At 43.2% G+C, this 20,071-nt stretch carries 20 protein-coding genes; all 20 read right to left on the bottom strand.

Going from position 1 to position 20,071, the window contains the following annotated elements; all coding sequences use genetic code 11:
* Positions 1 to 65: 65 nt before the first annotated feature.
* The gene (locus tag ACZ42E_RS03275; RefSeq protein ID WP_464893028.1) at positions 66 to 503 is read right to left on the bottom strand and encodes a Fur family transcriptional regulator; all 438 of its coding nucleotides are present in this window, start codon (positions 501 to 503) and stop codon (positions 66 to 68) included.
* A 66-nt stretch (positions 504 to 569) separates the two neighbouring features.
* Entirely contained in the window at positions 570 to 845 is a 276-nt protein-coding gene (locus ACZ42E_RS03270) for a DUF4491 family protein (protein WP_464893027.1), read from the bottom strand.
* 81 nt (positions 846 to 926) lie between these two features.
* Complete coding sequence (locus ACZ42E_RS03265; RefSeq protein ID WP_464893026.1) at positions 927 to 2,078, bottom strand: YibE/F family protein; 1,152 nt, start codon at positions 2,076 to 2,078, stop codon at positions 927 to 929.
* An 88-nt stretch (positions 2,079 to 2,166) separates the two neighbouring features.
* Positions 2,167 to 2,931: a TerC family protein gene (locus ACZ42E_RS03260; protein WP_464893025.1), complete on the bottom strand. Its 765-nt coding sequence runs from the start codon at positions 2,929 to 2,931 to the stop codon at positions 2,167 to 2,169.
* A 267-nt stretch (positions 2,932 to 3,198) separates the two neighbouring features.
* On the bottom strand, positions 3,199 to 4,371 hold the full coding sequence (locus tag ACZ42E_RS03255) for an LL-diaminopimelate aminotransferase (RefSeq protein WP_464893024.1): 1,173 nt from the start codon (positions 4,369 to 4,371) through the stop codon (positions 3,199 to 3,201).
* Positions 4,372 to 4,389: 18 nt separating this feature from the next.
* Positions 4,390 to 5,244, bottom strand: coding sequence for a diaminopimelate epimerase (gene dapF / locus ACZ42E_RS03250; RefSeq protein WP_464893023.1), 855 nt, complete (start codon positions 5,242 to 5,244; stop codon positions 4,390 to 4,392).
* 33 nt (positions 5,245 to 5,277) lie between these two features.
* The gene (gene carA, locus ACZ42E_RS03245) at positions 5,278 to 6,387 is read right to left on the bottom strand and encodes a glutamine-hydrolyzing carbamoyl-phosphate synthase small subunit (RefSeq protein ID WP_464893022.1); all 1,110 of its coding nucleotides are present in this window, start codon (positions 6,385 to 6,387) and stop codon (positions 5,278 to 5,280) included.
* Positions 6,388 to 6,407: 20 nt separating this feature from the next.
* Positions 6,408 to 7,130 carry a GltB/FmdC/FwdC-like GXGXG domain-containing protein gene (locus ACZ42E_RS03240; protein WP_464893021.1) on the bottom strand — a complete coding sequence of 241 codons (723 nt, stop codon included), beginning with the start codon at positions 7,128 to 7,130 and terminating at the stop codon, positions 6,408 to 6,410.
* Positions 7,114 to 8,388, bottom strand: coding sequence for an NAD(P)/FAD-dependent oxidoreductase (locus tag ACZ42E_RS03235; protein WP_464893020.1), 1,275 nt, complete (start codon positions 8,386 to 8,388; stop codon positions 7,114 to 7,116). The genes ACZ42E_RS03240 and ACZ42E_RS03235 overlap by 17 nt, the downstream gene beginning before the upstream one ends.
* Entirely contained in the window at positions 8,376 to 8,846 is a 471-nt protein-coding gene (locus tag ACZ42E_RS03230) for a 4Fe-4S dicluster domain-containing protein (RefSeq protein WP_464893019.1), read from the bottom strand. Before ACZ42E_RS03230 ends, ACZ42E_RS03235 begins: the two co-directional genes overlap by 13 nt.
* An 11-nt stretch (positions 8,847 to 8,857) precedes the next feature.
* Positions 8,858 to 10,339, bottom strand: coding sequence for a glutamate synthase-related protein (locus tag ACZ42E_RS03225; RefSeq protein ID WP_464893018.1), 1,482 nt, complete (start codon positions 10,337 to 10,339; stop codon positions 8,858 to 8,860).
* Between the two features lie 13 nt (positions 10,340 to 10,352).
* Positions 10,353 to 11,513, bottom strand: a complete 1,161-nt coding sequence (locus ACZ42E_RS03220) for a class II glutamine amidotransferase (RefSeq protein WP_464893017.1) — start codon at positions 11,511 to 11,513, stop codon at positions 10,353 to 10,355.
* 179 nt (positions 11,514 to 11,692) lie between these two features.
* Positions 11,693 to 13,039, bottom strand: coding sequence for an ammonium transporter (locus tag ACZ42E_RS03215; protein ID WP_464893468.1), 1,347 nt, complete (start codon positions 13,037 to 13,039; stop codon positions 11,693 to 11,695).
* Between the two features lie 101 nt (positions 13,040 to 13,140).
* Complete coding sequence (locus ACZ42E_RS03210; RefSeq protein WP_464893016.1) at positions 13,141 to 13,479, bottom strand: P-II family nitrogen regulator; 339 nt, start codon at positions 13,477 to 13,479, stop codon at positions 13,141 to 13,143.
* Positions 13,480 to 13,571: 92 nt separating this feature from the next.
* Positions 13,572 to 14,177, bottom strand: coding sequence for an asparagine synthase-related protein (locus tag ACZ42E_RS03205; protein WP_464893015.1), 606 nt, complete (start codon positions 14,175 to 14,177; stop codon positions 13,572 to 13,574).
* Positions 14,143 to 15,438, bottom strand: coding sequence for an asparagine synthase (glutamine-hydrolyzing) (asnB, locus tag ACZ42E_RS03200; protein ID WP_464893014.1), 1,296 nt, complete (start codon positions 15,436 to 15,438; stop codon positions 14,143 to 14,145). Before asnB ends, ACZ42E_RS03205 begins: the two co-directional genes overlap by 35 nt.
* A 99-nt stretch (positions 15,439 to 15,537) precedes the next feature.
* Complete coding sequence (gene glnA / locus ACZ42E_RS03195) at positions 15,538 to 16,878, bottom strand: type I glutamate--ammonia ligase (RefSeq protein ID WP_464893013.1); 1,341 nt, start codon at positions 16,876 to 16,878, stop codon at positions 15,538 to 15,540.
* A gap of 14 nt (positions 16,879 to 16,892) precedes the next feature.
* The gene (locus tag ACZ42E_RS03190) at positions 16,893 to 17,504 is read right to left on the bottom strand and encodes an ANTAR domain-containing response regulator (RefSeq protein WP_464893012.1); all 612 of its coding nucleotides are present in this window, start codon (positions 17,502 to 17,504) and stop codon (positions 16,893 to 16,895) included.
* A gap of 134 nt (positions 17,505 to 17,638) precedes the next feature.
* Positions 17,639 to 18,577 (bottom strand): peptidyl-prolyl cis-trans isomerase, encoded by a 939-nt coding sequence (locus ACZ42E_RS03185; RefSeq protein ID WP_464893011.1) that lies wholly within the window; start codon positions 18,575 to 18,577, stop codon positions 17,639 to 17,641.
* 110 nt (positions 18,578 to 18,687) lie between these two features.
* Positions 18,688 to 20,019 carry an NADP-specific glutamate dehydrogenase gene (gdhA, locus tag ACZ42E_RS03180; protein WP_464893010.1) on the bottom strand — a complete coding sequence of 444 codons (1,332 nt, stop codon included), beginning with the start codon at positions 20,017 to 20,019 and terminating at the stop codon, positions 18,688 to 18,690.
* Positions 20,020 to 20,071 lie beyond the last annotated feature (52 nt).

Here is a 20,071-nt window from a genome sequence, read left to right as displayed (position 1 = left end):
CTGCCTCCTGCCTTCATGAATATTAATACTAATAATCATTATCATATAAATGCCATAAAATAATTTTATTCTCTCTGGTTTCTTCTACATGCAGGGCAATATCCATAAAACTTGAGTTCGTGATCAACTATTTCAAAACCCCGGTCTTCCAGCCTTTTCTCCAGTTCATTGAGCAGATCTTCCTCAAATTCATAGATCTGCCCGCATTTGAGGCAAACAATATGGTGATGCTGATGAGCATCTTCATCAGAAAGTTCATAACGAAACTTTCCGCCTTCAAACATAGTTTTGTATAAAATATCCATGCTGGCCAGCTTTTCAAGGGTTCGGTAAACCGTAGCTATCCCTATATTAGGCATTTTCTGCTTGGCTTCCTGCAGAACCTCTTCCGCACTCAAATGCTTCCCCCGGTTGTCAAGCATTACTTCCAGCACCGCTTCTCTCTGTTCGGTAAGCTTATAGTTATTCTCTTTTAACTTGCTGGCAATCTTTTTATCCATCATGCTCCCTCATTAGCTGACAATAGTTATCATTTATATTATTTTAACATCATAATATAAAAAATAAAATCATCTTTTAGATGGGTACCAGCCTTTTTCTACCCTTTTTCTCTGTTCAAACAGTTCTCTTATCGTCCAGAGATTTACAAAGCCCAAATAGCCCCAGAATATCGAAACAGCATCACTATCTCCAGCAAGAGACAGATAAATACACACCAAGCCCAAAACCAAAAAAACTACCCAGGGCCAGGTTCCCATGTGGTACTCTATTTTGACCACCAGTATATGGTAAATGCCGATTGACAAAAACACAAAAAAACCAAATATAAGGCCTGTGAAATTCATACCTTTCTTCCCCTTTCTTAAGTTAAATACAATAAAAGGCCTATCTTCCCCTGCCAGCGGAGAAGCGGCCTTTAAACAAGCTTAAAAATTCCGCTCATAATAAACCGATTTTTCTTCGGTCGCCAGAATACCAGCAATAACAGCAGTAAGGGGCACACAGAATATCAATCCTATACTGCCTGCCAGTGCCCTTACTATTTCGGTAGCAATCATTTCGGCATTAAATATCCGTATTCCCGGAGTATTATAAGCCATAAAAAGAAGCAGCAAAGGCAAAGCCCCTCCGGTATAAGCCAGGATCAAGGTATTCGCCATGGTTCCCATAATATCGCGCCCTACATTCATGCCGGCCCCGATAAGCTGTGCTTTAGTTAAGCCTGGATTAGCCTTCTTTATCTCATCGATAGCGGAAGCTATGGATATGGCCACATCCATAGTAGCCCCCAGGGCTCCAATTATTATGCCGGCAAACAGAAGCCCTTTCATGTCTATCTTAAAATTATCGACATACAAAAGCATACGGCTTTCCTCTGTCGCATATCCGGTCAAATGAGCCAGGTCTCCTATATACATGGCAATCAATCCGGCAATAATTACTCCTCCTACTGTCCCCAGAGTTGCGGCCACTGACTTGCGGCTCACTCCTCCCACTATAAACATGGTCAGAAGGGTAACCCCTATAAGCACAGCTATGGTAACCGGCAGAGGGGAATAACCCTTCATAAGGGCAGGCAGCAAAATCTTATAAATGCCCAGGATGGTAAAGCCCAAAGCTACCAGCGATTTTATCCCTTTAATCCCCCCAATAAGTACCAGGGAAAATATGAAAAGCAAAGCCAGGTAATTCAGATATGAACTCCTTGCCATATCAGCTATATACACCTCATTAAGCTTGCCATTTTCCTCGGTCATATAAAGGACAACCTTATCCCCGGGCTTTACTACCAGATCCCATCCTTTACTGCCAGATAAAGAATTGCGCGCTTCCATAACCCTGCCTTTATACTTTCCCGAAAGCACCTTAACCTTTATAATCTGTTCCGTAAACACCTGTTCCTCATTTTCCGTACCGGGAACCTCGTCTTTTACTTCCAGAACCAAAGCCTTCTCATATAGTTCTGCCATCATATCTTCAGAAGCCTTCGCCTCTGGCTGGAAAGAAAAAATGCCTGAAGCCAGCATGCACAAAAATAAAAGGACAGATAAGCAAACTGCACCCTTAATCCTTGCCATAAGTTCTCCCCCTTTTAAAAATCCGTTTTTATTCTACCACAAAAAATACTGTTATTTGGTGCAGATTTGCTCCTATTTTGTCACCCCTCTAAACTTTTTTCTCCTCTTTTTTCCATCCCAGCCATACTATTATTAAAATCACCAGATAGAAGACAGCTTTCCACTCCGCCTCTTTAGTAAGCCCCGCTGGCAAAAGAGCTACCCCCGGATGGGATAAAGCAGTCAAAATGAGTTTTACCCCTACCCATCCTACAATAGCAAAAGCTGCGTCTTCCAGGCCTTTTTTGCGTTCGAGAAGATTTACAAAAAGTGAAGCAGCAAAGCGCATAATTACAAGTCCCACAAATCCTCCTGTAAATACTACCAAAAACTGTCCTCCATCCATCCCTCCTATAGCTGGCAAAGGAGTAGCAGGAAGGGCTAAAGCCAGAGCGACAGCAGCCAGTATGGAATCTACCGCAAAAGCTATATCAGCAAGCTCTACTTTTAATACTGTTTTCCAGAAGTTATAGGTGGTGTTGCTTTCCTCCATTTGAATTTCCAGCCCTTCAGCTTCTTTTTCCCCTTTTAATCTCTTTTTGTAAAAATAGCTTGCTGCCACTATCAGAAGATACAAGGCCCCTGCTGCCTGCAGCTGCCATACCCCTACTATCAAAGAGATAGCAAAAAGTGAAGCCAGCCGGAAAACAAAAGCCCCCAGCAAACCATAAAACAGCGCCTTTTTTCTTTCCTGTGGGGGAAGATTTTTAACTATTACCGCCAGAACCAGTGCATTATCTGCTGCCAGTATTCCTTCTAAAACTATCAAAAACAGCAGTATACCCAGATACTCAGCCAGAATAGAAAACTCCATAAAACCCCTCCTTATCCTTTTTATTATTCTCGTTTGACCAACAAAAAAGACCTTTTACCTACCTTAATTTAAAAGTAGATAAAAGGTCTCGCCCGCAATTTTTACAATTGCCTGTAAAACCGGAGGCTATCCTCGTAATGACGGCCTTACAGTAAAAGCTACTCCCCTTTTATTTAATTATTATTTTAAGTTTACAATTATAAGCGTATTCCGTCAACTATATTTTAAATAACCCGTTTGCTAATATGCTTAAATTTCCCAGCTATCCTAAAACTCAACCTTTCCCAGGGCTTTTTCCATCCGTCCCAAAGCTTCTGCAAGCCTGTCATCGCTAACTGTAAGCGCAATCCTGAAATACCCTTCCCCATGTTCGCCATATCCACTGCCGGGAGTTAAAACCACTGCTGTCTTTTCAAGCACCATCTCGGCAAAAGAAGCTGAGGTATATCCTTCTGGCACCTTTACCCAAAAATAAAAACTTCCTTTAGGGGGGCTCACTTTAAATCCCATATTCCGCAATCCCTCTGCTACCAGATCGCGCCTTTTCTGGTATACTTTTTTAATTTCATGCAAATGATCTTCCGGCCCCTCTAAAGCTTCTATTGCTGCATACTGCACAGCTTGAAAAACGCCTGAATCCACATTTGACTTAAATCTCCCCAATACTTCAAGAGCGTCCCGGTTGCCCACAGCAAAACCAATCCGCCATCCCGTCATATTGAAAGGCTTGGAAAGCGAATTAAATTCTATTCCTATATCTTTAGCCCCTTTAACTTCCAGAAAACTTAAAGGCTTTATTCCGTCAAAAACAATTTCTGAATATGCGGCATCATGGCATACAAGTATATCAAAAGACCTGGCAAACTCCACTATTTTCTCGAAAAAATCCCTGGAAGCCACAGCACCAGTAGGATTGTTGGGATAATTAATAAACATAAGTTTAGCTTTTTTGGCGACATCTGATGGTATATCTTCCAGTACCGGCAAAAACCCGTTTTCTTCTCGCAAAGGCATTGTATAAGGTTTTCCCCCTGCCAGAATGGTGCTTATCCCATATACAGGATAACCGGGATCTGGCACCAAATTTATATCATCTTTATCTAAATAGGCAAAGGAAATGTGGGCAATTCCCTCTTTGGAGCCTATAAGAGAAATAACTTCTGTTTTGGGATCCAAAACTACCCCGTAGCGCTTCTCATACCACCCGGCAACTGCTTTTCTATATTCCAGCATACCAGCTGAGCTGGGATACTGATGATTCTTACTATCATATATAGCCTGTGCCATCCGGTCAACAATATATCTGGGAGTAGGCAGATCCGGATCTCCAATGCCCAAATTAATCACATCAATGCCTTTCTCTTTGGCCTCACTAATCTTTTGTTCAATACGGGCAAAAAGATAAGGGGGCAGACTTTTCATCGTCCTGCTTTCCTGCATAATAACGCCTCCTTGCATTTAGTTTTTCCCAAGGTTTTCTAAACATAACTTTCCCTCAAAAACAAAGCTGGCAGGCCCCGTCATATATACATGGTTGTCTTTTTCATCCCACTCGATAAACAAATCCCCTCCCAATAAATGCACGGTAGCCTGCCTCCCTGTCTTTCCATTCAAAACAGCGGCAACCAGGCTGGCACACGCGCCTGTGCCACAGGCCAGAGTAACACCTGCCCCTCTTTCCCAAACCCGCATAAGCATTTCTTTTTCGTTTAAAACCTGTACAAACTCAACATTAGTTCGGGCAGGAAAAAGCGTATGGTTTTCTAGTTCTGGCCCCAGAGCAGTTACTGGAAAATTAAGCACATCTTCCACAAAAACTACGCAGTGCGGATTCCCCATAGAAACGGCAGTAAATTCCAGTTCTCCTGTTGAAACCCTGGCTTTAATCACAATCACATCCCCTTCTCCCTGTACAGGAATATGCTCCCTTTTCAATACTGGCTCCCCCATATCTACCCTGACTGCCACCACCCTGTCATCAGGTCCCGGGATAATCTCCGCACAGCGCAAACCAGCCAGAGTGCGGACAGAAATCCTTTTTTTCCCCACTATCTTTTCCTCATAAGCCAATTTAGCCACACATCTTATGGCATTGCCGCACATTTCAGCCTCCGAACCGTCTGCATTGAATATGCGCATAAATATATCCGCATTTTCATCTTTTCCTACCGCAACTAATCCATCAGCCCCAATGCCAAAATTGCGATGGCACAAACTTTCGGCATATGGCTTCAACCTTCCGGCATCGTCAAAAGAGGAGGCCCTAACTATTATAAAATCATTGCCCAGCCCATGCATTTTGACAAAATCCACGATTTTCACCACCTTAAATTCTATATGAACCCCTTACGAATGGATTTTTTCCTGTTTAAAGGTTTCTCTTTCCACTCCTGCCGTCAGCATAAAATTTTCCAGAACATACATAGTATCTTTAGGGCCTGGTGCTCCCTCCGGATGGAACTGTACCGTAAAGTATGGATAATCCCGATGTTTCAAGCCTTCTACCGAAGCATCATTAACATTTTCAAACCACAGTTTCCACCCTGTCCGCACAATTGAAGAACGCGTAACAGCATAGCCGTGATTTTGTGAGGTAACAAAACATCTCCCATTTTCCAGATCTTTTACCGTATGATTGGCCCCTCGATGTCCAAAACGCATTTTGTGGGTATTAGCTCCCAGAGCTAAAGCCATAAGCTGATGCCCCAAACATATCCCCAGGATAGGTATATAAGAAGGAAGTTTTTTTATTTCCTCGCAAACATACCCGCAAGCTTTAGGATTTCCTGGCCCATTGGAAATAATAAGCGCATCCGGCCTAAAAGCAAGGATTTCTTCCGCTTTAGAGTCAGCTGGCATCAGTATTAAGTTACAGTTATAGTCCATAATGCTTTTTATAATACTCTTTTTAACACCCAAATCCCATATTATTACATTTTTGTCTCCTTTTCTTAGTTCCTCAGGTGTTTTTACACTTAAAGCATAAGGAAGGTTGCTGTCCAAAATTTTTTTGCTTGCGCGAGCTTTTCGCAAAAGGTCCCTCATATCATCCAAATCCTCACTTATTACTCCCCCCATGCTGCCTTCTACTCGCAAAATCTTGGTAAGCTTGCGCGTATCCACACCACAAAGGCAGGGTACGCCATAGTCCTGAAAGAACTCCTCCCCCAGCCATCTGCTCTGGTAGTGCCCGGTCATATCTGCCAGTTCATCTAAGACCACACCACTTAAAACCGGTTTTGCATGCTCAAACGCGTATTCACTGAAACCATAGTTGCCGATTTGCGGATAAGTAAATACCAGTATCTGCCCGGCATAGGAAGGGTCAGTTATAATTTCCTGATAGCCGTTCATGCTGGTATTAAAAACTACTTCCCCCTCCGCCTTCTTTTCCCCACCTAAAAGATATCCGTCAAAAACCATGCCGTTTTCCAGCACCAGCCAGCCTTTACGCATAGTTCTCCTCCTTCCCAATATTAACAGCCAGCATAAAGCTTTTTATAAGGCCTCTGCCCGCTGCTCACTATTTTTACAAATTCATCCTCTTTTATATCAACCTGGTACTTAAAAAATTTGCTGTAATTATTTACATAAAAATTTATAATTTCTATATCACCGCTCTCAAGCGGAACAACACAGCCGCCACAGGCTATATCCCCTTTTCCTCTTATATAAATGACCCCACCGTGCATCCCGCTGCCGCAAAAATTGCCGGCTGGCACCTCCCTATTTTCAAGGTTAAGAACCAGTATGATTCCTCCCGCCATATACTCACCCAAAAAATCCCCTGCCGTGCCCCCGATTACAATTACAGGCCTTTTAGAGCCATATTCTTTCATGTGGACGCCAGTTCTATAACCAGCATTATCCCTTATATATACTTCCCCTCCGCGCATACCGTAGCCCAAAACATCTCCAGCACTCCCGTGAACAACTATCGTGCCGCCATTCATAGTATTGGCTGCCCCATCCTGCACATTCCCATATACCTCTATAAAAGGGCCATCCATAAAAATCCCCAGGTCATTTCCAGGTGTCCCTTCAATGCCTATATAACATATTTGGTCCAATCCTGCCCCAATATACCGCTGTCCATTAACCTCTTTTAGCCAGATCTCTTTTCTGTCTTTTAAGGCTTTTTTTAATTCCTGATTAAGCACATTGAAACCTTTGCTGTCCGCACTAATTACTGCCGTCATAAAATTTTTCCCCCTTGATACCTACCCCTATCTTCTCCAGCATTAAAAGGCCAAAATCAGGCCTTAAAAGAATACTTTTATCAGCATAAAACACTGCCTTTTCTTTAATTAGATGCCGGTATATGCCGCAACGGCTTATATCTCCTATCAAGGTAAAGCCAACTAAAACATCATCCCTGAACACCAGCTTTTTATAGTTAAAACTATCCCCCACCTGCTTAATAACTGTATACCCATCTCCTGTTTCATAACTCAAACCTGCTGTCACTATATTAAGTCCCAAAACAGGAAGAGAGTTGAAAGCAAGGCTGCCTTCAAAAGCTTTCTTTTCCCCTGCCATGTTAAAACCTGCAGTTCTACCCTGTAAATAAGCATTAGGCAAAATCGGAACCAGCCTTTTTTGTCCTGAAATTAATTCATAAGCTTCTGCCACATCACCCGCAGCATAAATGTCAGGAAGCGAAGTTTCCATGTATTCATTTACCTCAATACCCTGGCCTATCTTTAAACCTTTCAGCTTTATTGACTCATGATTGGGAATTATCCCTGTCGCTACAACAAAAATATCCCCGTTGACTTCACCTTCCTCCAGAACAGCCTTATAAGCTTTTTCATCTCCTGCCAGGCTTTTAACCCTGGAGGAAAGCCAAAAGTCTATACCCCGTTTTTGCAGATATCTTTCAACCAGTTTCGCCGCTTCATAATCCAGAATAGAACTTAATATTTGCTCCTCAGCTTCAACAATCTTTACCTCTAGTCCCCTTAAAACAAGACTCTCAGCTGCTTTTAGGCCAATCAGCCCTCCCCCTATTACTACTGCTTCTTTACATTTATTTTCATTTATAAAACTGTCAATCTTTTTTACATCATCAAAAGTGTGAAAAAAGAATACATTTGCAAAACCATCCCTTAAAAACGGAGGCTTATGGGGTTTTCCTCCGGTAGCCAGCAAAAGTTTTTCATAGCTTATTGTTATATCCTGCGGTTTGAGCCGTACCTCTTTTTTTTCCGGATCTATCAATATCTCCTCCTGCCCCCAGAAGGTTTCAATATTGTGGCAGCCGTAAAAATCATAAGGCCGGTAATAAATATTTTTTTCTTCAATGCTTCGGCTTAAATAATAAGAAATCAAGGGACGGGCATAGGCATTATAATTCTCCCTGGCAATCATTATGAGCCTTTTGTCCCTGTCTTTTTCGCGTATAGCCTCAACTGCCCCTATAGCGGCAGTTGAATTTCCTATTATTACATAGCACATGCCTCTTCCTCCTCCCTCCAGACCAGGGCTTCATTGGGGCAATTTGCCACACACTGGGGTAATTCGCTCTTCCCCCCGCAAAGATCGCATTTCAAAGCTAAAAACTTTCCGCCTTCTTTTACCTTTTCTTTTTTTATAAGTCCGTAGGGACAAGCCAGAACACAGGTCCCACATCCGACACATCTGTCCTCATCAACAACTACCGCTCCTTCTCCAGTACGGTATACAGCTCCTGCTATACAGGAATAAAGGCACATCGGCTCCCGGCAGTGCCGGCACATAACAGAACAGGCATCATCACCCATTTTCTCCACAACCAGCCTGGATACCGGTTTGCTTGCAGAAAGTTTGTAAGCCTTGACAATGCTGTCTGGATACCTGGAATGGAAAGTGGCACAGTAAATCTCACACAAACCGCATCCCAGGCAATAATCTTTTCTTATATATATCTTCTTCATTTATCTCCCTCCTAATCACCAGCAGCCTTAATGCCCAGAATCCTCAACTCATCCTGGGTAAGCCCGATGCCTCTCAACATTAACCGGTTTCCGCGCAGGCTCTCCAGAGAATTCATCCCCATCCCGCCCAGCATTTCTTTTATCTCATGTTTCCAGGCATTTAACAAGTTGATAAGCTTTTGGCTCCCTATATGGGGATTCAGCCTTTTTACCAGTTTAGGTTCCTGGGTAGCTATCCCCCAGTTGCATTTGCCTGTATAGCATTTCTGACACATATGGCAGCCTAAAGCTATTAAAGCAGCAGTCCCAATATATACCGCATCTGCACCTAAAGCGATCGCCTTTACCACATCAGCACTGTTTCTGATACTTCCCGCTGCCACTATGGAAACCTCATTTCTTATTCCCTCTTCCCTCAGCCTCTGGTCTACGGCTGCCAGGGCAAATTCAATCGGAATACCCACATTATCCCTTATAACCAGCGGAGCAGCTCCGGTTCCTCCTCTAAAACCGTCAATGACAATTATATCGGCACCTGCTCTGGCTATTCCGGAAGCAATAGCTGCTATATTATGCACAGCGGCTACTTTGACAGCAACCGGCTTTTCATAATCGGTAGCCTCTTTAATTGCAAAAACAAGCTGTTTTAAATCTTCAATAGAATAAATATCATGGTGGGGAGCAGGTGATATAGCATCACTTCCCAGAGGTATCATGCGGGTAGCCGCCACCTCTTTTAACACCTTTTCCCCCGGCAAATGACCTCCAATACCTGGTTTAGCCCCCTGCCCTATTTTTATTTCCACCGCTGCCGCCTTTTTGAGAAGCTCAGGCCCTACTCCAAAACGTCCGGAAGCTACCTGGACAATAGTCCGGTCGGCAAATCTCTCGAGTTCCTGGTGCAGCCCCCCTTCTCCTGTATTCCAGAATATCCCCAGTTCATGTGCCGCCCAGGCCAGTGATTTATGAGCTGTCAAGCTTATAGATCCAAAAGACATGGCTGAAAACATGACCGGCATTTCCAGCTCCAGCTGCGGGGGCAGGTTTTCTCTCCAGTCCACAGGCTTTCTTCCTAAAAATGTCTTTGTCTCTATAGGCTCTCGCAGAGGGTCAATGGAAGGATTGGTAACCTGGGAAGCATTCAAAAGCATCTTATCCCAGTAAACAGGATAAGGCCGGCTATTTCCCATACCTGTCAGCAAAACCCCTCCGGTCTCAGCCTGCCGGTAAATATTCTTTATGGCCAGCTCATCCCAGTTGGCATTGAAAGTAAAAGAGGTACTATTCTTCTTTATCTGTATAGCACCGGTAGGACAAAAGACTATACAGCGGTGACAGTTAACACATCTTATATCCCGGTGCATTACCTTCTGCCAGTCCTCATCAAAATAATGTACCTCATTGGCACACTGGCTTACACAAACCCCGCAGTTTATACATCTTGCATAATCTCTTTCCACTACAAATTCCGGAACCTGCCAACTTATACCCATAAATACCACTCCCTTAACTGGCAAAAGTACAAACAGAGGCAAAATCTTCTTTTTGAGGATTAAAAATATCTTCGGCTCCTTCCAGCAAAGCAAACACCGGTTCTCCACCCCGGGGAGCCCATACCACATCAAGATTTTTCTCTACTGCCCTTATAGCCGCTTCTTCACTGGCCACATAAAAGCGGCTGCCTTTCCTGGCTGCTACCAGAGAACGCAGTTTTATCCGATCATTAAGAGCCATCATGCCATTACTGGCAGCCAGAATAATGGAAAACGGCCCGTTTAAAAGCAGACTGCCGTAAATAATGCGCATCTTTTTAATATTCGCGCTTTCTTCCTTTTCGTCTATAAATGACCAGAGAGGAGGAGCCACTACGCTTACCGCATCCTTAAGAGACAAACCTTTTTTTCTCACCAAAAAATCGAAAATATAGGTGATAACTTCCGTGTCAGTCATCAGCGTGCATTCATAACCATACATCTGAATAAAACGCCGATTGGCATCATAAGAAGAAATTTCACCATTGTGAACTACTGACCAGTCCAGCAGGGTAAAAGGGTGGGCTCCTCCCCACCAGCCCGGGGTATTGGTAGGGAATCGCCCATGAGCTGTCCATAAATAACCTTTGTACTCATCCAGGCGGTAAAAATCACCTATATCCTCCGGATAGGCTACCCCCTTAAAAGTGCCCATATTTTTGCCGCTGGAGAAAACATACGCTCCCTTTACCATGCGGTTTATACTCATTATCCACTGCACCACAAATTCATCCTCGTTTTTTCCATATTCCATAAGCTTCTGTTCTTTAACCCGTACAAAATACCGCCATATATGGGGCGGATCCTTAATAAACCGGTTTTTTCTAACTGGCATAGCTTCCGTCATGCTTACTTTAAAATCGCGGTTCAAATAATCTTCTGTCTGCTTCCTTGCTTCCTTATCTTCAAAAAAGATGTGCAGAGCATAGCAATCTTCATAGCCGGGATAAATGCCGTAAACCGCAAAACCTCCTCCCAGACCGTTAGACCTTTCATGCATAACCGTTATAGCATCTATGATTTCACTGCCGCTAAAAAGATTCTTTTTCTGATCCATAATCCCGCAGATAGCGCAACCAGCTGGAATCCTCAAAACTCCCTCCCGCATCTTAATTACCCCCTTTTTTCCCTTCATAAACAAAAAGCCCCCAAACACCTTTTAGCAAGGTGTTTGGGGACCCCTTTGTCCCAAAATACCTGGATTCAATTAAAAAAATTACGGTAAAGATATTTTGCAGTTATATCCTTACCGTAATTTTAAATCTATTAAAGATCTAAAACAACATGTAAACAGGAAATATAATGTATACATTGTTAAGCCGTCAGGTTTCCGCTATAATCCTTGTAAACATAAGCCTGCTCCCCGTGCATTGCTATATCAAGCCCCAGTTCCTCATCTTCCCTGGATACCCTGAGAGGAACAAAAACACTTATACCTTTTAATATCAAATAAGTCATGAAGCCAGCATACAAAACACTCACCAGAACCCCTATTATTTGGGCCTGCATAAGCTGCAAACCGCCCTTTAGCAAGCCATCCGCCCCTGCCGGATTCAGGGCACTGGAGGCAAAAATTCCCGTGGCTAAAGCTCCAAAAATACCTCCTATACCATGTATGCCAAAAACATCCAGGGAATCATCATAACCCAGCCTGACCTTCAAGCGGCTTACAGCCATATAGCACAGAGGGCTTACCAGCAATCCTATAGCCACTGCCGCCATAGGGCTTACAAAACCGGCAGCTGGAGTTATAGCCACCAGCCCGGCTATCACACCACTTACAGCTCCCAGTACGGTAGGTTTTCCATGGTCCAGCCATTCAGTAACTACCCAGGAAAGCAGGGCCGCTGCGGCACAGGTATGGGTAGTAACCAGAGCAAGCCCCGCAATCTCATTAGCAGCCAGGGCGCTTCCCGCATTAAACCCAAACCACCCCAGCCACAGGAGGGCTGCCCCCAGGACCGTCATAGGCATATTATGAGGCACTACAGGATCCAGGGCATTTTGACGCCTGCGCCCAAGCATTACGGCAGCTACCAGGCCAGATACCCCGGAACTTATGTGTACTACCAGGCCTCCGGCAAAATCGAGGGAGCCCAGTTTGCCCAAAAAACCTCCTCCCCATACCCAGTGGGCAAGAGGATCATACACCAGCGTGGTCCACAGGATAACAAAAAGAACAAAAGCTGAAAATTTCATGCGTTCGGCAAAACTGCCGGTTATTAAAGCAGCAGTTATAATAGCAAACATAAGCTGAAAAAGAGCAAAAACCATATGCGGTACAGTCGAAGCATAAACATCACTTGGTTTAAGGCCTATCCCTGAAAGGCCAGACCACCTCAGGCTGCCAATTATTCCTCCCATATCAGGTCCAAAAGATAAAGTATAGCCGAAAATAATCCACTGTACAGAAATTAGTCCCATAACAAACAGTGACTGCATCAAAATACTGAGCACATTCTTGCTCCTTACCATTCCACCATAGAAAAAGGCTAATCCCGGGGTCATTATCATAACCAGTCCGGTACATATAATCAGGAAAGCAGTATCCCCTGCGTTTATAATCCCTGAACCATCAGCAGCCACCGCCGGCTCACAAACCAGCAAACAGCTTGCCAAACCAGCTGCCAAAAACCAGTACCTAGTAAACTTCATAAGCATCCCCATCTTCATCCCTCCATCCTGAAATAAAAAAGGTGTTCCAACAACCGAACACCTTTGTCCAATAGCAGCAGTAATATAGTTTTTTAAGCTAAATTAACTTATAGAGCACTGTCTCCTCTTTCGCCTGTACTTATCCTTACAATTTCTTCCACCGGATATACGAAAATCTTGCCGTCACCAATCTGACCCGTGCGGCATACCTCAATTATCTTTTCAATAATCCTATCTTTCCAGTGATCCCGGCATATAACCTCTACTTTTACTTTAGGGAAAAGGTCTACTGTTACCTCCTGCCCTCTGTAATACTGTTTTATATCACGCTGCAATCCCCTTCCCATGACATGATAAACCGTCATCCCCCTCACCTCCATTTCATTTAAAGCTGCTTTAAGTTCTTCCAGCTTGGTAGGCCTTATTATAGCCTCAATCTTCTTCATCAAAAATTCCCCCTTTCATAAAACTAGAAGCCCTTACCCCTTACAGGAGTAAGAGCTTCATTGCCCTCGTGATATCAAACCTGTATTCTATATTATAAAAGCAGATTTATATTGTATCTTTTTATCCACTGGTTAAGCTGTATGAGATAAGCTAGATACTGAACATCGCCCATGAGCTGGCCAAACCAGGGAACAGGAAAAATTCGACCATTTTTATCTATATAATCGGTTAACCTTTTTATGTCAAACAGCATAAATAAAGGCTCCTCTCTATTGCCCAGAATCTTTCGGAAACTCTGCCTTACCTTAAACTCATACTGCGGATTATGAGTTTTAGGGTACGGGCTTTTAGCACGATAAATAACCTCTGACGGCAAAAATTCCTCCATCGCCTTACGCAGGATGCCTTTAGGCAGACCTCCGAAAAACTTGATATCAGGTGGAATTTTCCATACATATTCTACCAGCCGGTGATCACTGAACGGCACCCTTATTTCCAATCCCCAGGCCATGCTCATGCGATCCTTGCGGTTAAGCAACACCGGCATAAAGTAATTTATGCTGAGGTAGCTTACCTCACACATTTTTTGTTCCAAACTGCCAGCCTCATAAAGGCATGGCACTTCGCTTAGAGCCTGTTCATAACAATATGCCGCATATTTTTTAATCTGCAGCTTTTCCCTTATATGTGCACGCAAAAACATCTCTCTCTTCAAGCATCCTTACCCAGGGAAAAGTGATATTATTCTTATAATTATTTTGGTTTAGGCTAAACCAGGGATATCCCCCGAAAACTTCATCAGCACATTCCCCCGATAAAGCAACGGTAGCATATTTTTTTATATAACAGCAAAAAAGGTATAAAGAAGTATCTATATCGGCCATCCCTGGAAGATCATTAGCTGCCATAGCATCTTCCAGGGTTTCACACAGCTGCGAATTATCAAGCATAACGCGGTAATTTTTTATATTCAAAAATTCAGCTACCTTTAAAGCCCAGAAATCGTCTAAATCTTTCTCAAACTGGTTGGCAACAAAATAACTGTCATTACCCTCATATCCCACGGAAAAAGAAGCCAGGATATCTGAACTATCCGATCCTTCGGCATTATCAGCTGTTAAAGCAGTTATAATGCTGGAGTCCAATCCGCCGGAAAGCAGTGTACATACCGGGACATCTGCATTTAACTGCCTTTTTACTGCATCTTTTAATATACTCCTTATCTTATAAGCTGTTTCCTCCGGATTATCTTGATGTAAATCAGCCGGCAACTGCCAGTACTTTTTTATTTGCAAGCCATTCTGGCTAAAGACTGCATAGCTGGCAGGCAGTAATTCTCGTATACCTTTAAATACCGCACTTCCTGTCATACGGCCAGGGCCTATTGAAAGAAGCTCAGCCAACCCTTCCTCATCAACTTCCGCTTTTATATAAGGATGTACAAGCAAAGCCTTAATTTCTGAAGCAAATACCAGGCTTTTACCCCCTTGCCAGTAAAAAAGCGGCTTAACCCCCAACCGGTCGCGGGCTATAAAGCATTTACCGCCATTTTCATCTTCATCCCACACCGCAAAGGCATATATTCCATTAAACCTGCTTAAACATTCCTCCCGCCATTCTATATAGGAAAGCAAAACTACTTCCGTGTCAGAATTGCTGGTAGTAAAAATATATCCCCTTTTTTCTAATTCCTCCCGCAGATCAGGAGCATTATACAGCTCCCCATTGTAAACTATAACATAAGTATTCTTCCCCTCCTTTCTTACCATAGGCTGTTTTCCGCCTGCGGGATCCAGTACGATAAGTCGCCTGTGCCCCAGAACAGCATTTTCTCCCGTCCACATACCTTCTTCATCTGGCCCCCGGTGGCTCAGGAGGCTGCTCATTCTCCTCACTATCACTTCTTTATTAGCTGTACCATTTTTTCCATATTCAATCCACCCTGCTATTCCGCACATTTTTATCACCCCTTTTAAAATATAAAAGGCCGGAGAACAATGCTCCGGCCCCATTGCCTTTTTTAATATATGCGAAATAGAGGTGAAATGATACTATAATTAAAATCTGGTTAAATACTGCTTTATCTCCCAGGGAGTAACCTGCATGCTATACTCTCTCCATTCCTGCATCCTTCCCTCTACCAGCTTTTCATAAATATGCTCTCCCAGGGCACTGCGTACCACTTCATCTTTTTCCAGTTCCTGCAAGGCTTCCAGCAGGTTTCCCGGCAAACTTTCAATCCCCAGTTTCCTGCGTTCTTCTTCCTCCATCCTGTAAATATTCCTGTCTACCGGGGCAGGGGGTTCGATTTTATTAATTATTCCGTCCAAACCTGCCTTCAGCATGGCAGCCAGTGCCAGATAAGGGTTGCAGCTGGGATCAGGATTTCTAACCTCTATGCGGGTGCTGGCACCGCGTTTGGCCGGTATCCTTATCAAGCAGCTGCGGTTTTTCTCGGACCAGGCTATATAAACAGGCGCCTCATAGCCGGGCACTAACCTTTTATAGGAGTTTATGGTGGGATTGGTTACCGCACACAAAGCCCTGGCATGTTTCAAGATGCCGCCAATGAAGTAACGTGCCGTATCACTTAAGCCATCTTCGCGCGAAGCATCATAGAAGGCATTTTTATTTTTCCTGATGTCAAAAAGCGAAATATGGGTATGCATACCTGATCCATTAACACCATAAATAGGCTTCGGCATAAAAGAAGCATGCAGCCCATGCCTCTGGGCAATAGATCTTACGGTAAGCTTAAATGTCATTATGGCATCTGCAATTTTAAGCGCATCACCATATTTAAAATCTATCTCATGCTGGCCAGGAGCTACCTCATGATGAGAAGCCTCTATTTCAAAACCCATTTCTTCCAGGGTAATGTCCATATCCCTGCGGGCATTTTCCCCCAAATCGGCTGGAGCCAGGTCAAAATACCCTGCCTCATCCTGGGTGCGGGTAGTCGCTTTCCCCTCCTCATCGGAAAGAAAGAGGAAAAATTCAGCCTCTGGCCCTACATGCATAACATATCCCATTTCTTCAGCTTCCTTTAAAACCCGCTTTAAATTATAGCGCGGGCACCCTTCAAAAGGGGTTCCATCCGGATTTCCCACATCACATATAAGGCGTGCTACCCTCCCGTTATTGCCTCCTCGCCAGGGAAAAAGCACAAAAGTATCCGGATCGGGGAAAAGGTACATATCTGATTCAGAAATATCAGCAAAACCATGTACTGAAGAGCCGTCAAACATGAGCTCGCCATCCAGAGCTTTCTTAAGCTGGCTTACCGGAATGGCAACATTCTTTAAAACCCCCATAATATCTGTAAACTGGAGCCTTATAAACCTCACATCATTCTCCTTAACCTTCTGCATAATCATTTCTTTTTGCACTTCATTCATAATATATATCCCCCTTATAATTTATTTTTTTGCTGAGCAATGATAAGCATGCGAGCAACCTCGCGTTTTGGTATCCCATGTTTCATACTTTCCTTCTGCAGCCAGCGGTAGGCTTCTTCTTCATCCATCCCGTATTTTTTCATAATTATTCCCTTGGCTTTATCTACCAGCTTGCGCGTTTCTAAATCTTCTTTTAGCTTGTTGGCCTGCTTTTGAACCTCTCCTAGTTTTTGCCGATAGTACAGGGAAACTTCCACCACCGATATTAAGGTATCAGCACTAAAAGGCTTGCTTATATGAGGATAACCGCGCAAAAAATAGCTGTCGCTGCTTTTAGATATGAAAAGTAAAGATCCCAGATTATCCCCTTCGATAATATCTGCTGCTTCCAGCAAACTCCCCCCTTCAATATCAGAATCCACTATTACCAAATCCGGGTAAATTCTGCGGCATTTCCTTAAGAGCTCAGGTATATTTCCTGCTTCTTCCTGTACATTAAAACCAGAATTTTTGAGCACATCTTTTATAAAATTTCTGCTCACTTTATTGCTGTCTCCAATAACAATAATCCCATCATGCACAACACCTATCACCCCTTCCCTGAAAACCTCCAGGTTCAGCTGCATTAAAAAAAGGAGACATGGTATAAGCTTCTGAGCTATACCAGGTCCCCTTTGTCCTTCAATTTCTATATTTTTGATTTTATTTTAAACCATATTTTTTAAAAAACAATATTTCAAAAAAAGATATATTGTATACTTTACTGCCCTGTACGCTTATCAACTATCCTGGAACTATTTTTTAATTCAGCCAGGTAGCTGTTAAAAGCCCTGTTCCTTGCTTCTTCCAGAAGCTGATATCTTATCTCTTCTTTTACATCCTCAAAAGCTGCTGTTTTAGCCCCTTTCCGCTCCCCTGCCTTTATTATGTGATAGCCAAACTCCGTCTTTACAGGTTCTTTGGTGATTTCGCCGGGGTTAAGCTTTAAAGCTGCCTCTTTAAATTCAGGCACAAAATTGGTATTCTCATTAACTACCCCCAAATCTCCGCCTTTTTCCCGGCTTGGACATTTGGAATACTTTTTGGCCAGCTCGGAAAAATCCTCTCCTTTATTAAGCCTGGCTATAATTGACCTGGCTTTGTCTTCACTATCGACCAGTATGTGATAAATCCTTATGCCTCCCGGTTCATTAAACATTTCCTTATTTTCTTCATAATATTTTTTGACATCTTCATCACTTACTTTAACATCAGCAGTAACTTTTTCTTTAAGCTTCATGTACATTTTTTCTATTTTGAGCTGCCGCAATAATTCTTTTTCGGTCATACCTGTTCTCTTTAAAAAATCCTGGTATCCTTTTTCTCCCATATGTTCCTTAAAAGCTTTTAAATCAGCCTCTACTTCCTTTTCGTCTATTTTAATCCCTTCTTTTTCCGCCTGCTGTTTTACCAGAACCTGCAAAACCAGATCATCATAAGCCTTATCCTGCATATTTTTTATAATCATCCGGTCTTTATCCTCATCAATCTTGCCAGCTTCTGATTCATAGCTGCTTTTAAGCATGTTATAGTAATCATCAAACTGTTCTTTGGTGATTTCCTCTCCGTTGACTACCGCTACCACTTCTTCCTTCTTTCCGGAACATCCTGCAAAAACTAAAGCCAGCATAAGCAAAAGAAAAAATAAATTCCTCTTCATCCCTATCATCCTCCCATCATGACTAAAAGCAATTATAGCATACTACAAAAATAATAAAAATAAAAAGGGAGCCTGAAAGGCTCCCTAAAATATTGCAATTTATCCCAAAATTATACAATCCCCTGTTCCAGCATAGCATCGGCTACTTTCTTAAAGCCGGCAATATTGGCCCCTACTACCAGATTACCTTCATAGCCATATTCTTTAGCTGCTTCACTGGCTTTCTTATGGATATTAACCATTATTTCTTTAAGTTTGGCATCTACTTCTTCAAAAGTCCAGCTAAGCCTCATGCTGTTCTGGGTCATTTCCAGGGCAGAAACCGCAACTCCGCCTGCGTTGGCAGCTTTTCCCAAACCATAGAGAATCTTGTTTTCCAGCCATACATCAATAGCTTCCGGAGTGCAGGGCATGTTGGCACCTTCTCCCACCGCAATAACCCCATTGGCCACCAGGGTTTTGGCATCATTTTCATCCAGCTCATTCTGGGTGGCACAGGGAAGTGCAATATGGCAAGGAATACTCCATATACCTTTGCCTTCAAAATACTTCGCGTCACTGTGATAAGCTACATATTCCTTAATCCGCTTTCTTTCTACTTCCTTAATCCGTTTTATAGTATTAAGGTCTATGCCAGCCTCATGAACAATATAACCATTGGAATCGCTCATGGCTATTACTTTAGCGCCAAGCTGCATAGCCTTTTCAGCTGCATATATGGCAACATTGCCGGAACCGGAAATTACTACCTTCTTATCCTTGAAGGTTTCCCCTCTGGTCTTTAACATTTCTTCCACAAAGTAAACCAGGCCGTAGCCGGTAGCTTCTTTTCTTACCAGGCTGCCGCCCCAGGTAAGGCCTTTTCCTGTCAAAACACCTTCATATACATTTCTTATGCGCTTATACTGGCCAAACATGTAGCCAATCTCCCTGGCGCCTACCCCGATATCTCCAGCCGGTACATCAGTATCAGCTCCTATATGGCGGTAGAGCTCGGTCATAAAGCTCTGGCAGAAACGCATGATTTCTCCGTCCGACTTGCCCTTGGGGTCAAAATCGCTGCCCCCTTTGCCTCCGCCTATGGGAAGCCCGGTAAGGGAATTCTTGAAAATCTGCTCAAAGCCCAGGAATTTAAGGATGCTCAGGTTTACAGAAGGATGGAACCGCAGGCCGCCTTTGTAAGGGCCAATGGCACTGTTAAACTCTATGCGGTAACCGCGGTTTACCTGTACCTTGCCGTTGTCGTCAACCCAGGGAACCCGGAACATTATAACCCTTTCCGGCTCAACAATTCTTTCCAGTACCCCGCTTTCTACATACTCGGGATGTTTTTCAATAAAAGGTTCCAGAGACTCCAGAACTTCTTTTACTGCCTGATGAAACTCCGGCTCATTAGGATTTTTTTCAATTACCCTTTTTAAAAGGTCCTGCACGTATGACATAGCCTTTCCCCCTTTGGAATATTCATAATATGTTTTTATATTTTCAAATTAT

This window comes from Thermosyntropha tengcongensis, assembly GCF_055381335.1.
Note: the sequence above shows the minus strand (reverse complement) of the source record. Positions and strands in the feature narration are given on the sequence as shown.